The organism is Streptomyces sp. bgisy027, assembly GCF_057710365.1.
Genome location: NZ_JBYIVZ010000100.1, coordinates 1 through 12,775, shown reverse-complemented (window position 1 = coordinate 12,775; position 12,775 = coordinate 1). Strand labels below are relative to the sequence as shown.

General features: G+C 69.4%; 15 protein-coding genes. 6 read left to right on the top strand and 9 right to left on the bottom strand.

Annotated elements, in window-relative coordinates; genetic code table 11:
- Positions 1 to 8 precede the first annotated feature (8 nt).
- Positions 9 to 947 carry a helix-turn-helix domain-containing protein gene (locus tag AC3ETA_RS47050; RefSeq protein ID WP_432199041.1) on the bottom strand — a complete coding sequence of 313 codons (939 nt, stop codon included), beginning with the start codon at positions 945 to 947 and terminating at the stop codon, positions 9 to 11.
- Between the two features lie 24 nt (positions 948 to 971).
- On the opposite strand from AC3ETA_RS47050, the gene AC3ETA_RS47045 reads away from it, so the two are divergent.
- The gene (locus tag AC3ETA_RS47045; protein WP_432199040.1) at positions 972 to 1,178 is read left to right on the top strand and encodes a hypothetical protein; all 207 of its coding nucleotides are present in this window, start codon (positions 972 to 974) and stop codon (positions 1,176 to 1,178) included.
- 345 nt (positions 1,179 to 1,523) lie between these two features.
- Entirely contained in the window at positions 1,524 to 1,658 is a 135-nt protein-coding gene (locus tag AC3ETA_RS47040) for a hypothetical protein (RefSeq protein WP_432199039.1), read from the top strand.
- A 150-nt stretch (positions 1,659 to 1,808) separates the two neighbouring features.
- On the opposite strand, the gene AC3ETA_RS47035 is transcribed toward AC3ETA_RS47040, so the two are convergent.
- The 5 genes from AC3ETA_RS47035 to AC3ETA_RS47015 all read right to left on the bottom strand — a co-directional run bounded on the left by AC3ETA_RS47035 (position 1,809) and on the right by AC3ETA_RS47015 (position 6,146).
- A complete protein-coding gene (locus AC3ETA_RS47035; RefSeq protein ID WP_432199038.1) occupies positions 1,809 to 2,273 on the bottom strand; it encodes a hypothetical protein in 465 nt (154 codons plus the stop codon).
- 200 nt (positions 2,274 to 2,473) lie between these two features.
- Positions 2,474 to 2,683, bottom strand: a complete 210-nt coding sequence (locus tag AC3ETA_RS47030; protein WP_432199037.1) for a hypothetical protein — start codon at positions 2,681 to 2,683, stop codon at positions 2,474 to 2,476.
- Positions 2,684 to 2,775: 92 nt separating this feature from the next.
- Positions 2,776 to 4,245 (bottom strand): UvrD-helicase domain-containing protein, encoded by a 1,470-nt coding sequence (locus AC3ETA_RS47025; protein ID WP_432199042.1) that lies wholly within the window; start codon positions 4,243 to 4,245, stop codon positions 2,776 to 2,778.
- 582 nt (positions 4,246 to 4,827) lie between these two features.
- Positions 4,828 to 5,793, bottom strand: coding sequence for a DUF6083 domain-containing protein (locus tag AC3ETA_RS47020; RefSeq protein WP_432199036.1), 966 nt, complete (start codon positions 5,791 to 5,793; stop codon positions 4,828 to 4,830).
- Between the two features lie 89 nt (positions 5,794 to 5,882).
- Positions 5,883 to 6,146 (bottom strand): helix-turn-helix transcriptional regulator, encoded by a 264-nt coding sequence (locus AC3ETA_RS47015; RefSeq protein WP_432199035.1) that lies wholly within the window; start codon positions 6,144 to 6,146, stop codon positions 5,883 to 5,885.
- Between the two features lie 699 nt (positions 6,147 to 6,845).
- Here AC3ETA_RS47015 and AC3ETA_RS47010 point away from each other — a divergent pair.
- The gene (locus AC3ETA_RS47010) at positions 6,846 to 7,361 is read left to right on the top strand and encodes a hypothetical protein (protein ID WP_432199034.1); all 516 of its coding nucleotides are present in this window, start codon (positions 6,846 to 6,848) and stop codon (positions 7,359 to 7,361) included.
- A 401-nt stretch (positions 7,362 to 7,762) separates the two neighbouring features.
- On the opposite strand, the gene AC3ETA_RS47005 is transcribed toward AC3ETA_RS47010, so the two are convergent.
- Together AC3ETA_RS47005 and AC3ETA_RS47000 are read right to left on the bottom strand one after the other, a co-directional pair.
- Entirely contained in the window at positions 7,763 to 8,890 is a 1,128-nt protein-coding gene (locus AC3ETA_RS47005; RefSeq protein ID WP_432199033.1) for a caspase family protein, read from the bottom strand.
- Positions 8,887 to 9,249, bottom strand: coding sequence for an effector-associated constant component EACC1 (locus AC3ETA_RS47000; RefSeq protein WP_432199032.1), 363 nt, complete (start codon positions 9,247 to 9,249; stop codon positions 8,887 to 8,889). The genes AC3ETA_RS47005 and AC3ETA_RS47000 overlap by 4 nt, the downstream gene beginning before the upstream one ends.
- A 577-nt stretch (positions 9,250 to 9,826) precedes the next feature.
- Between AC3ETA_RS47000 and AC3ETA_RS46995 the strand changes: the two genes are divergently transcribed.
- The 3 genes from AC3ETA_RS46995 to AC3ETA_RS46985 all read left to right on the top strand — a co-directional run bounded on the left by AC3ETA_RS46995 (position 9,827) and on the right by AC3ETA_RS46985 (position 11,622).
- Positions 9,827 to 10,507 carry a PASTA domain-containing protein gene (locus AC3ETA_RS46995; protein ID WP_432199031.1) on the top strand — a complete coding sequence of 227 codons (681 nt, stop codon included), beginning with the start codon at positions 9,827 to 9,829 and terminating at the stop codon, positions 10,505 to 10,507.
- A 114-nt stretch (positions 10,508 to 10,621) separates the two neighbouring features.
- Positions 10,622 to 11,341, top strand: a complete 720-nt coding sequence (locus tag AC3ETA_RS46990) for an HNH endonuclease family protein (RefSeq protein ID WP_432199030.1) — start codon at positions 10,622 to 10,624, stop codon at positions 11,339 to 11,341.
- Positions 11,338 to 11,622, top strand: a complete 285-nt coding sequence (locus AC3ETA_RS46985; protein WP_432199029.1) for a hypothetical protein — start codon at positions 11,338 to 11,340, stop codon at positions 11,620 to 11,622. The genes AC3ETA_RS46990 and AC3ETA_RS46985 overlap by 4 nt, the downstream gene beginning before the upstream one ends.
- 32 nt (positions 11,623 to 11,654) lie before the next feature.
- On the opposite strand, the gene AC3ETA_RS46980 is transcribed toward AC3ETA_RS46985, so the two are convergent.
- The gene (locus AC3ETA_RS46980; RefSeq protein WP_432199028.1) at positions 11,655 to 11,960 is read right to left on the bottom strand and encodes a hypothetical protein; all 306 of its coding nucleotides are present in this window, start codon (positions 11,958 to 11,960) and stop codon (positions 11,655 to 11,657) included.
- Between the last annotated feature and the right edge of the window lie 815 nt (positions 11,961 to 12,775).

Below are 12,775 nucleotides of genomic sequence, written 5' to 3'. Positions count from 1 at the left end.
CCGCCCGCCTACGGCCTGCGGTAATAGCCCGAACCCAGCAGGTCCTTGATCCGCTGCACCGACCGCTGAGGGGACAACGACGCCCGCCTCAAGCGGTCGAACGCCTTCGTACGCTTGTCGACCTGCTCCTCGTCCTGGAAGATCAGCCCGCCGTCGAAGACCTCCGCATAGGCGATATCGGGGAGTATCTGCGCGGAGAAGTCCCAGATGGTGGTGGACCCGAGGTGCACCGGGAGGTCGTAGCGGTCCTGCTCCGCTATTCGGATCAGATACCGGGGGCTGCCCGCCAAGCCGATCAGGTGCTCCAGCTGTTCCTGCATGACCTGCGGTGTCCCGTACCGGCGCTTGAGCGAACCCTCGTCGATGACGCAGATGAGCTTCTTGTCAGCACCGGCCGCCTCGAAGCGCTGATGGCGCTTCATCCGCAGATCGACCAGGGCCTGACGGTGGTGCACATCCGCGCTGCCGCCGGCGATCACCGCCCGCGCGTAAGCCTTCGTCTGGAGCAGACCAGGCAGATGCAGCGGTTCGTACACCCTGATCCGCTGCGCCATATCTTCGAAACTGACCACCGCCTGCAGGTGCTTCGGGGCCACTGCCGACCATGGCTGCCACCAGGGCTGCTGGTTGGCCTCCTCCGCCAGCTCCCGCAGCTGGGCCTGTTCCAGCGGGTCGGTGATCTGGTAAATGCCGAAGAACCGGGCCAGATCCTGTTCCTTGAACTGATGCTGCCCGGTCTCGATGCGGCTCACCTTGGACTTCGAGGCGCCGAGCAGCCGCGCGACCTCCTCCTGCTTGAGACCGATGGCCGTGCGGCGCGCGCATAGCGCGTTGCCCAGCACCATCCGCTGCGCGGACGGGACGATCTCATCCCTGATGTAGCGCACACGGCGGCCCGGCTTCAGCGGATCGCCGTTACCCGCCGCGCCTGCCGACCCCTGGCTCACGATCTCTCCTTGCACACAGTGAGCATGACGGCGCTCATCGTGCACGAAGGGTCTGACAGGCGACGCGGAATCGGAAACATTCTCTCCCGCGAATCAGGTAATCGGCTGAAAATCGATCGACAAAGGGGAGGAAATAGTCGTGACGGTGACAGACGAGCCGGACGCGTCAACACCCTGTTCGCCGAACAGACCTTGGGACATGTGGAGTTCGTCGAAGGCCGCCACCGATGATGCGGCACCGGCGTTCGTGACTCTGCCCGGCGCCACCACAGCATCGCATCGCCGTCGCGCCGGGGCATGGTGAGGCAGCCACTCAAGCAGGCGATAACACCGGCTCCAGCGTCCCCTCCGCGTCAGGTGAAAAGTGCCTGATCAGGGGCGGCTCGCTGTCTCCCGCCACTGGTCCGGGTCTGTGGGCGTGCCGTCGGCCTCGAGGCCGAAGCACCCGAGACGACGACCCGTCTCCTCGTCGTACAGCCACGGTATGGCGTAGTCCAGGCGAGCGAGTCCGGCGTCCAGGGTGAAGATCTGATACAGCCGTCGAGCCCCCTCCTTGTCATCGACGCGCTTTCGGAGTTGCAGCAGCTGCCACAGAGCTTCCGTGTCTCCAGCGTCAGCGAGCCGGAGGCCATGCTCTTCGGCCTCTTGCGTCCTGCCAGATCGTTCCTGGAGCTGCACCAGATAGCGCCCAGCGGCCTCGCCGTGCCCTAGTTCAGCGGCGGCACGGCACAGCCGTTCGGCTTGCTCAAGATGCCCCGCATCCTCCCTGTCGTGCGCCAGGCCCAGCAGTGGCTCGGCGTCTCCGGCTCCGGCAGCGCGCAGCGCGAGCTGTTCGGCTGCCTCATGGGCATTCGCCTGTTCCTACAGCTGGACCAGGGCTGCCAGGGACCTGGTCTCTCCGGCGCCGGCCGCAGCCTGATACAGACGGATACTTGCCTCGCGGTCTCCCGTGCCTTCTCTCAAGTACGCTAGCCGACCAGCGACTTCAGGGTGTCCGGCTTCGGTGGCCCGCATCGCGAACTGTTCGGCCCTCTGCGGACCGTCTTCTTGATCCCACACTGCCCACAGGGGCTGCAGCGCATGGGTATGGCCGGCTTCTACTGCGATCCAGCAAAGCCGTTCGGCTTCCTTGCGGTCGCCTGCCTGCTCCCGTAGCCGGGCAAGGTAACCGATCGCTCCCATGTGTCCGGTGTCGATGGCAGCCTGGTACAGCTGGGCGGCTTCATCCAGGCTTCCTGCCCGCTCTCGGAGCCAGGCCAGGGAGGCCAGTGAGGCGGTGTGCCCGGCGTCAGCCGCGGCTTGATAGAGCACCGCGGCGCCCTTCACATCCCCAGCCTGCGTCGCGCCTGAGCCAGCCCGGCAGCGACGTCAGGGTGTCCGGATGCGGCTGCCTGCCTTCTCCCAGAGGGCAAGGCGGAGCACGCGCGCAGGGCTGAACAGGCGGGCCAGCCACCGGCAGTGGCGTTGTCGGACGAGCCGCACCTCTCGCGTGGCAGCTGTCCCCAGCGGCCATGGATGCGGGCTGGTTAGAGGCTGTTGTCGGTGAGGGTTCCGCGCTGTACGAGCTCGTCGGTAGTGCAGCCACGTCGCAGTGCCATTGCGTGGAAGGTTTCCCGCTCGCGTTGCCAGGACAGGGCCCGGTCGGCTGCCGTCTGACGGATGTAGTCATCAGCGGACAGGCCCAGAGCGGCAGAGTGGGCGGCGATCGCCTCTCGCTCCACAGGCGTGAATGTCATCGTGGTGGCCTCCTTTTGGCCGGTGGGCCTGCTGCTCGGCGGGGAGCCGGGCATAACCTCGCGCAGGCCATGACGCTACCCGTTGGCGGGCTTCAGCCAGCGCTTGGTGCGGTGGGGTGGGTGTTGATCCAGGAGAGGCCGCCGAGGTCGAGGTGGTGGCGGGCGCGGGTGACGGCGACGTAGGCGAGGCGGGCGTCGGTGTCGCTGACGGGTTCCGGCACGGGGCGTCCCTGGGTGTCGTGTTGGTCGGTGTCCCTGGGCGGGGGGAAGTCGTTGCCGATCTGGACGGTGGGCCATTCGCGGCCCTTGGCGGTGTGGGCGGTGGAGACGGTGACGTCGGCGTGCTCCTCGCCGGTGAGTTGGTCGATCGCGGCGAGGATCTCGTCGGGGCCGTGGGTGTCGATGAGGTCGACGAAGGGCTGCAGGTCACGTCCGGCGGGGTCGTGGGCGGCGTAGTCCTGCAGTTCGCCCCAGGAGCCGAAGAGCACGAGCTCGGGGTGGGAGGTGCGGCGGCCGTCCTTGAGGTCGCGGGCCGCCAGGGCGAGCGCGGCCAGCTGCTGTCCGCCCCAAGTGAGGGCGACGCGGTGGCCGGCGGCGAGCAGACGCATGACTTCGGCCATGGCGCCGATATTGGTGCGGCACAGCACCGCGTCGGGATGGTCGAGGCCGCCGACGCCGGTCGCGATGGTGTCGGTCCCAGTCAGGCGGATGGGGGCGTCGGCCAGTGTGAGCCACCGGTTGGCTTCCTCGGCGATCAGCGGGCCGAAACGGAAGGAGCGGGTCAGGGTGAGGGGCGTGGCGTCGAAGCCGGTCATCACGTCGCGGGCGCCGCGCCAGCCGTAGATGGCCTGGGCGGAGTCGCCGACCATGACGAGCTGGGCATGGCCGCGCTGGGCGGCGAAGACCTCCTCGAGGACCGGGTTGGTGTCCTGGGCCTCGTCGAGGAAGAGGAAGTCCGCTTCGATGGTGGGTGCGGTGAGGGCCCACATTTTGAGGTAGTGGTCGTGTTCGAAACGGACCACGCCTTGATCAGGGTTGTGCAGGTCGGCCCATGCTTTCGTCGCGAACGGCATGACCTCGTCGGCAAGTCGGGCATGGTCGCCGGGTGTGTCCAGGCCGCGCAGTCGTGGCACATGGTGGCGGGTCAGGGTGCGGTCGGCGGAGTGGCAGTAGCGGGTGACGGTGCGCAGCACGGTGTGGGAGAGTGCGCGGGGGCCGATCTCGTGAGCGCCGACGCGGACCGGACGTGTGATGCCGAGCGACTGGCCGGTCTTCCACGCGGGCTGGCGGGGGCTGTTGAGCCGGCGGGTGTAGCGGTGACCGACGGCGGCGAAGGCTGTGGCGTGGGCGGTCTTGCACAGCACCGTGCGGGGGAAGCGGCCGGCGGCGTCCTGGGCGATGTTCTTGTTGAAGGCGAGGTAGCGGCCGCGGCGGTGGGTGCCGGCCGCGAGGAGGCCGAGCGTGCTGGTCTTCCCTGTCCCGGCGCCGGCCTGCAGGACGAGATGGTGACCGGCCCGGAAAACGTCGGCAGCGTGCGCCTGTTCGTCGGTGGGCGTGTGCAACAAGAGCTCCGCGAAAGAGAAGAAAAGCATCGGAAGGAGGAAGAATGAGGTCTGCGGTGTGGGCTGCCGTCCCGGCAAGGTGCAGTGCCCGGGATGGGCTCACGGCGCTGCCGGGATGCAGTGGTGATGTCGGCGGGGCAGGATTCGGGCCGTACAGACCAGGACTTTTTCGACGGTGGGGTGGGAGCAGGCTCTCGAGCCGGTTCTCCGGGCGCCGGGCGCGTTCCTGCTCATGCCGGCACGGTCCGCGGCCGCGCACCGGCCGAGCACATCCTGCGGCCGCTGCCCAGGGCTGCTGCGGCCCGGCGGGAGGCCGCACCGGCGCGAGGGGCCGAGAGCGATGTTAAGCAGAACCCGGCTGCTCCGGTGGGGGTGGGGTGGTGCGTGGTCGGGATGTCGATCGGCAGTCGCGTGCCCCGTTGGTGCCGTAGCACGTGCAGGGCACCGCCCGGGCTGTGCGCGTTCTGCACTGCCATCAGCCGGGTACGGTCCGCGTTCGCGGCCGGACGCCTTCGTGGGCGTGGCGGAGCTCGCCCTGGGTGGCGGGCCTGGGCAGGGTGAGCTCGAGGGCGTGGAAGGGCGTCATGGGCGGGCTGCCTCGTGTGCCCTGCCGGTGGGGCCTGGGCGTCGGGTGCGGGTGGGCAGGCGGTTGTGGATGTGCTCGTGGTGGCGCAGGGGGTCGAAGGATTCCCAGTCGGCCACTGCCAGGTCGGCGGCGGTTGGGATGGCGGCGTGCTGCGGGCAGCGCTGGGTGCGCCAGCGCAGTTGCTCGGCGTACGGGATGCCGCTGAGGTCGTAGAGGGCCATGACCGCGGCGGGCAGGGCCAGCTGACCGCTCGTCGCGGTGGCCGGTACCAGCCTCCAGGTGCCGGCCGGGGCATCGGGGGAGAGCAGGGTGCCGGTGCAGCGGTGACGGCGCCGGGTCTGAGCGATGCACTGGATCTCGTCCACCGGGCGGGCGGCGAGGTAGCGCACATACAGCAGCTGCACGACGGGGCGGGCCGGGCGGCAGGCCGCCGAGTCCCCTCGCTGGGGTGCCGGGCTGTTCGGGGAGGCCGGGCAAGGGGTGAAGGCGCCGGTGTCGATCAGGCGGCGGGTGTTCACGGCCAGCGACCGGCGCAGCCCGGTCAGCTCGGGAGGCGGCGGGGGAGTGTCGCGGGCGGGACAGACGACGGCGTGCGGCAGACGGCACCAGCTGCTGCCGTCTCCACCCGGGTAGGCGACACCGGAGCTGACATGCCAGCGGCACACGGCGGGCACCCGGGCGGCCGGAAGCTCATGCGGATGAAGGCGGACGGGCCGCTGAGTACCCCGGTGGTACCACTCGATCCGGTTGCCGCACTCGCGGCACCGGTCCCTGGCCGCAGCGCAGCAGCCGGCTGACGCCGTCGGGACAGGCGTGCAGGGAACGGCGCACGTGGTGGACGAGGGGGCTTCCGTCCCAGCGCCGGGCCGGGGGAGGAGGTGTGGAGCGCATGCGGGCGAACCTGCCAGCCAACACGCCGGATTCGCCGCAGCAGCTCCGCCGGATCGCCCGGTCAGCCCCATACGGTGCGACTGGCGTGCGAACGCTTGATCGCGCGTTCGAGCGGGTCTCGCCGGTTCGGGTGATCTGCGACCAGCACTCGGGAGGGGAGTCAGTCCTGGGCCGGGCCCGGCAGGTCGTGCCCGCGGCACAGGGTGCTGAAGAGCTCGTCGAGCGGGGTGTTCAGGGCGTGGGCGAGAGCGTGCCAGGTCTTCAGCGTGCCGATGGTGCGGCCCTGCTCGATCTCGATGACGGTGCGTCTGGCCAGGCCGCTGCGGGAGGCGAGCTCGTCATAGCTCCACCCGCGCGTGGCCCGCAGGCGCGCGAGTTCGAACCGCAGCGCCGTGAGGTCCGGATCGGGCGGCAAGATCGTCACCCGTCCATCCGACGGTGCAGACCCCAGCACTGCCAGTGCATACCTCTGCCCTATTTTCCCAGGTGGCGGCGCCCGCGGGAGGGCAGAGGTCTGCACTACGGTGGGCGGCCGTCCCCCTACCCAAGAACCGGGCCGGCGCGGAAACGGCAGGAGGAACACGCGCCCATGAGGCTGCGCCCAGCAAGTCCGACGACACCACGCGCCTGGACCGTGGAACTGCGCCCGCACCCCGGCGGGCTTGCTCTCGTATGCAGGCAATGCGGCAGCGGGCAGATCACCGCAGCCTCCCCACGCGCCGCCGCCCTCGCCCACCTCGCACGCCACGTACGCGGCAACCTCCTCCCCCCGCACCTGCGGACCTGCCAATGCCATCAACGTGGCTGCCACTGGCACCCCCGCCACCGCGGCTGCGCCGGCCCCATCCGCCTCCTCCTCGCACGCGAAAGGGGCGGACGACTATGGCGGCTCGCCGACGCCTGCAGCGCCTGCGCCGCAGCGACAGCACAGGCCGCCGTAGTACCCGACATCGTCCTCGCCCACGCACCGCTGCACCCGACAACCACCCGGCGGCACAGGCGCCGCCCCAAGGGACCCGGCGAACAGACCCGGGTACGCGAAATCCTCAGCTACCTGGCCGCCGCCCTCCCCGCGGGCACTTCGGCCGCCGCGCGCCTGCTCGCACTGCAGTGCGCACTCCGCATGAACACCACCATGCACGTCCGGCTGCCCAACGGCGTGCTGCGTAGCCTCCGCCTCAACGCCGTCCAGGGCCCATGGCGCGAGCTGGAGCACGCACGATGGCTGCGCATCATCTCCGCGACCGTGGCCAACGAGACTGTTGCCGAACTACTTGACGCCGCGCTGCTCGGCCAAGCCCCGGCCCGCCCCGACCGGATGCGCGCCGCGGACTGGGCACTGCGCGCCAGCTCCTCCTCGACAACAGGAACAACCGGGCCGCTGCCGCAACTGGCGAGCACCTACCTCGCGGCCCACGCCGACCCGCACGCCGACAGCGGTCTGGGCGAGCTTGACCAGATGGCGCGCGCCTGTGGCCTCCCGCCCGCGGAACTGCCCACCCTGCTCGACCGACTGGCGGCAACCGGGCTGCTCAGGTCATGGCATGCCTGCCCGGACTCGGGAGACCTGCACTGGGTCCTCGCGTACCGACATGGCTGCTCGGGCGTTTCAGCTGTCTCGCTGATTGCAGGTCAGTAGGCCTGTCGTCACGTTCTGTTGTGGCGTGTATCGGTCATTTTTGTGCATCTCCTGTCTGGTTGGTGACCTGGCTGCGACACTACGTGACGGCGGCGGGTGGTCCGCTGGCCGCAGGCTGTTTGGTTTCGGGGGTGTTGGGCGTGGCGGGGCGTTCGGGGAAGTACTACCGGGCTGGGCATTGGGTAAACCGGCCTGCGGGCGGTTCGAAGGGCGGGGCGGGTGAGAAGTCCACGGCCGTGGTAGCGGGGGGTCTGCTGGTGGTGGGTGCCTGGATGGGGCTGTTTTCCCACGGCTCGGATGCCCAGGGCAGCACGGACCAGCCCTCCTCATCTGCATCTTCCTCACCTGCATCCTCGGCATCCGCGGGCCGGTAACGGCTGCCCTTTTCGTTCACGCCGGGTTCACGGCCGGCGTCTGCCGCGGCCCAGACGCGCCCGCCACGTGCGGGGCGTGGGTGTGGTATCGGCAGATGGCGGGTCGGGCCGGGTCGCTGGCTCGGTGGCCCGCAGTCGTTGCCAGGCCGTCTTCCATGCCTCAGCTTCCTCGGGCGGCAGGCCGCAGGCAGTGAGGTAGATGCCGGTGGTCTTCCACCTCCGGGGCAGAGTGCTGCGGTTGAGCAAGGCACTGATACTGCCCGGTGAAATGGGCGGGTCGGCACGCTGGCTGAGCGCGGCGAGGGTGTGGCCGCTGACGGCTCTGACTTCGGCCAGTGCCTGCAGGAACGCGTGCGGGGTGTGGCACTGTCCGGGATCGGGCCACGGAGTGCTGGCCGGATCGGTGGGCGCGTTGGCCGGGGCTGGCCGGTAGGCGTGATTGCGGGCGAGGATGAGCCGTCCGGCAGTGTTACGGACACGCTTTTGCGGCTGCGGCAGCCCGCGTGCACCCAGTCCTGTGCGCAGCTGACGGTAGACCAGATCCAGATCCAAATCCCGGGCTTGACCGGGAACGCCGTCTCGCAGAATGTCCAGCAGTTCTCCGGTGAAGGCCGTATGGGGCGCCCCCGGCGGTGCCAGCGCCAGACCGTTGTCGGGGGCTGCTGCCAGCAGGTAACTGCCCTCGATCTCCGCCTGGTCGGCGAGCAGCTCATCACTGCTCATCGAGCCCAGGGCCCGTCCGCTCAGGCAGCAGTCAAGGATGATGACGAACCGCCGCGTCGAGGCGTCGGTGAGGATTTCGCGCAGCGCCTGGTAGGTCACACCGGTGTGACTGCGCCCGGCGACGGAGCGGGGCAGGCCGAAGAAGAGGTCACCGCGACCATCGAGCAGTCCGTGGCCGGCGAAGTAGACCAGCAGCGTGTCCTCGGCCACCTCCGCGGCCTGCTGCACCGCGTCCAGCATCGCAGGGGTGCTGTCCGGCTCGGCCACCACCGCGCAGTGCCCGGCAGGCAGGTGCCAGGAGGCGCCGCTGGTGAACACCTCGGCCAGGGCGGGCAGATTGTTCGCCACTGCCGGCAGCGGCTCGAGATGCACATAGTGGCTGACACCGATGAGCACGGCTCGCGACAGCACAGGATCGGGAAGGCCGCTCACGACGCGGGCCGCGGCCCGTCATCGCCCTGCTCCAGGGCGGCCACCATCGCCCGCACCTCTTCCTCACTGCCTTCGGCCAGACTGATCTCCACATCACCCCGCCGGATCACCACCCGTGGCGGCCTGGGTCTGGTCTGCCGCCACGTGAGAACCGACAGGACGAACGACGCTGCACTCCAGCCATTTCCCGTCACCAGCTCCAGCACGTCGAACAGCTGGCCCATCGACCCGGGCGCGGGCGCCTGCCCGCCCTGCGACACCACCGCTGCGCGCGTCGCCGGCTCGCGGCTTAACCACCCCTGCAAAGAACGTAGTTCGCTCTCCTGACGACTGGACGCCACCCGTAACTGAAACTGCACCAGCTTCCCTCCCCGGCTCTGCGTGCGTGCCCCGGCATCATCTCGCTGCATACTGCCCAGCCGACAGGACGCGGGCACCCGTACGCGGCCACCCATGCTCTCGTCGTATGCGCCAGGGAAGCGATGAGCGCCGTGGCGCGCGGGCTTTGGGAACCCATCCTCGCCGTCCTCAACGACCTCGAGAATCGCTTGCACATCACACGCCCGAGGCACTGCCGAGCAGGGGCATGCGGCACAGCAACACCCCGGCCCGGGCGGACCGTTGAGCGGTTCCTTTTCGACCTCATAGCCGCCCGCGCGAGTGGCCGCCAGCGGTTGTCGCGCACGCCGTCATGTCGTGTCCCCACCCCGACGGGACAGTCGTCACTCGAACTGGTGAATCGTGGTGCTGAAGGTAACTGCGCGTGCAGACGGGGCCGTCCGTGTGTACAAGGAGCGGAGCCGGCCTGTGGCCACCGAGCGGACCGTACACAGGGCCCCGCAGACTGCGAGGCCCTCGGTGTTCACGCTCGGCGCGCTCAGGCCTAAAACGCTGGGGCAACGCCAGCCCTGGAGAGAGGGAGTGTCTGCTGTGAGAGTGTCCTATCGCCTTGTCCCCGCTGTGCTGCTCGGCGTCCTCGCCGTGGTCGGATGCGACGATGCCACAACGACAGCCACGCAAACCGCCGAGGCCACGCCGTCCGCCACCGCCGCCTCCACGCCCGGCCCGTCGGCGGCATCGAGCCTGGATGCGGTCATGCCCGACCTGCGTGACCGGACGTTCCACGAGGCACAGCAGGAACTCGCCGAGGACCTGCCCGGTGTACGCGTCACAGCCGCCGCCCGGCACAAGGACGTCACCCTTGCCCAAGACCACGATTCCTGGCGTGTCTGCGATGCCAGTCCCCGGCCCGGCACCCTCGTCACGGCCGACGACACCGTCGTCGTCGAACTCGCCAGGCGGGCCGGGGACTGCAAGATCAGTTACCACGGCTATCTCCACGAGACGAACGACCCCGCCTACACCCCGCCCCAGACCCGAACCCCCAAGCCGACCCCGACCCGCACGTCTGCCCCGGCCACCTCCAAGCCCGTCGGAGACACCCTGATCACCTGTTCCGACGGCAAGCAGGGATACGCCTGCACTTCCAACGGGCACCCCGTCGTCGACGGCCAGTTCTGCCCCAGTGCCGATCACGGCCGCACCTTGAGGGCCACCAACGGCACCATGGTCACCTGCTCCTACGACCCCAGCGTCAAGCCCTACCGTTGGCAATAGCATCCTCCCCAGCGCTCGCAAGGAGGCGGGACGGGTGAGGAGGGGGAAGCGAGTGGTGATGCGCGGGTACGCTACGGCTCGTAACGGTCACCGGCGGGAGGAACACGGCAAGTCATGGCACGTCAGAAGCGGTGGTGGGGGCAGGGCCTGGCGGCCGTGGCCGTACTCGCTGTGGCCGGCTGCACGGCCATCGACAATCCGGCGGCACCCCGGGCGAGCGATGCCAAGCCGTCCGCCTCACCCTCCACCGGGACGCCGGGCGGCGAGGCCGACGCTGGCACACTGCCGGGCGTGCCGTCGGCGGAGCAGGCCAGAACGGAGCTGACGGAGCTGAAGGTGGCACCGCACGGTTCGATGTCCGGATACAGCCGCGACAAGTTCCCCCACTGGGCGGAGCAGGGGGAGCACTGCAACACCCGCGAGACGGTTCTGGAGCGCGACGGCACAGGTGTCACCCGGGACAACGAGTGCCGGGCGGTGTCCGGCCGGTGGGTGAGCGTGTACGACGACAAGACGTTCACGGACGCCTCCGATCTTGACATTGATCACATGGTGCCGCTGGCGAACGGTTGGCGGTCCGGGGCAAACACATGGACGCAGGAGAAGCGGAAGGCGTTCGCGAACGACCTGACGCACCCGCAGCTGCTGGCCGTCTCCGCCGCCTCCAACCGGTCCAAGGGCGACCAGGGACCGGACGAGTGGAAGCCGCCGTCCCACGCGTACTGGTGCACGTACGCCCGGGCCTGGGTGTCGGTGAAGTCCACCTACGAGCTGTCGGTGACCGAGCCGGAGAAGACGGCGCTGACCAAGATGCTGGATGCCTGCCCCGCATGAGCACCCACCCCCCGCAGCCGGAGCAGCTCGTCAGCGAGGTCAAGGCCGGGCCCGGCGGCGCGATGACGGACGAGGTCGGCGTCATCACCGGCGACCTCACCGTTGCTACCCGCCTGCTGCCCGACGGCCGCGTCGGCATCGCGATCCAGTACACGGACGCCGATGAGTGGTACACCCTCACCGGCAGCCCGGTCCCCCTGCCCGCGGACGGATGGGCCGCACTGCACGAGCGGGTCCTGGAACAGGTCGGCCGGGGCGGCGGCGCCGAAGCTCCCCACTGACGGACGCGAAGAACACATCTACGGTGGAGTGGTCAGCGGTCGTTGAGGTCGTCGGCGATCGCGCGGTCGATGCTGTGCTGCGCGCGGTCCGTGAGTGCCTTGTAGAAGAGGTCGACGGCAGAGCCCCGTGGCAGGCCGGCGCGGATGCGCTGGGCGCGTTCGATGATGTCGAGGTCTTCCGGGTCTGGCTGGCCGGGAGTTCCGAACCGGAAGCCGGAGAAGATTGCGGAGTGCAGTCCTCCCACTGTACGACGGAACAGATCGTCCGACAGCCGGGACGCTGTCTTCAGCAACACGGCCACAAAGTCCACCCGTTCCCACACGATGTTCTCGGGCAACTTGGCCAGGAGAGGGGCGGCGGCATACGCGAGCGCGCCGTCCCCTTCCCGGTACGGCCCGAGGAGGAGACTGAGGACCAACTCGTCTGCAGGACCGGCGAGGATCCAGAAAAGCTCGGATGCACGCAGTTCACGGCACCATGCGTTCTCGCGGGGTCGTGCCAGCCAGCTCCGCACCGAGAGTGACGACAGGCGAATCCGGCGGCCATTCAGGGGGCGATGGGCTCTTGCTTGCGGCCGTCGTCGAGAGTTCGCGCTGGGCCTGGGCGCGGGCGCATTCGCGGGAGCAGTACTTCACTCCGGTGGTGCGGTGCTGGCGGTGTGCGGCGCGGCCGCGTTGGCGGACGAAGGCGCGATCGCACCTCTCGTTGGCGCACTGGTGGACGGTCGTGAGCCGAAGCACGATAGGTGTCACCATCGGCATCCGCTGGCCTGCGGCTTCAGTACGACAAAGCATGGTGGTTGTCACCGATGCGGCGCGCTACCTGTCACCAGCGGCAAGCGAAGCAGGGGGCGATGTCACCGCGTTCGGCTTCTGGTTGGCGGGGTGTCGAGCGGCGGCCCTCGGCGATCACGGGCCATATTTCTCGCGCCCTACGCGAACCCCGCCCCCTACGATCACCTGGTACGACTGCTGGAGGGGCGGGAATGCCTGAGGACATCGAGGACGGGACAGCGGCAGCGACGCGGCTCGCGGGAGGTGCGCCGCTTCAAAGCACGCTGGATGTCGCCGACCCCGCTGACTGGCTCGCGCTGGACGCAGGAGTGCGTGAAGAGGCCTGGCACCGACCGCAGTTCCTGCCTGGGTGGGAGCA

Bases quoted from the DNA above. Each gene is read 5' to 3' on its own strand.
- AC3ETA_RS46985 (WP_432199029.1), top strand. From the start codon at position 11,338: ATGAGCACCCACCCCCCGCAGCCGGAGCAGCTCGTCAGCGAGGTCAAG.
- AC3ETA_RS47030 (WP_432199037.1), bottom strand. From the start codon at position 2,683: ATGACATTCACGCCTGTGGAGCGAGAGGCGATCGCCGCCCACTCTGCC.
- AC3ETA_RS47045 (WP_432199040.1), top strand. From the start codon at position 972: ATGACGGCGCTCATCGTGCACGAAGGGTCTGACAGGCGACGCGGAATC.
- AC3ETA_RS47010 (WP_432199034.1), top strand. From the start codon at position 6,846: ATGAACACCACCATGCACGTCCGGCTGCCCAACGGCGTGCTGCGTAGC.
- AC3ETA_RS46990 (WP_432199030.1), top strand. From the start codon at position 10,622: ATGGCACGTCAGAAGCGGTGGTGGGGGCAGGGCCTGGCGGCCGTGGCC.
- AC3ETA_RS47020 (WP_432199036.1), bottom strand. From the start codon at position 5,793: ATGGGGCTGACCGGGCGATCCGGCGGAGCTGCTGCGGCGAATCCGGCG.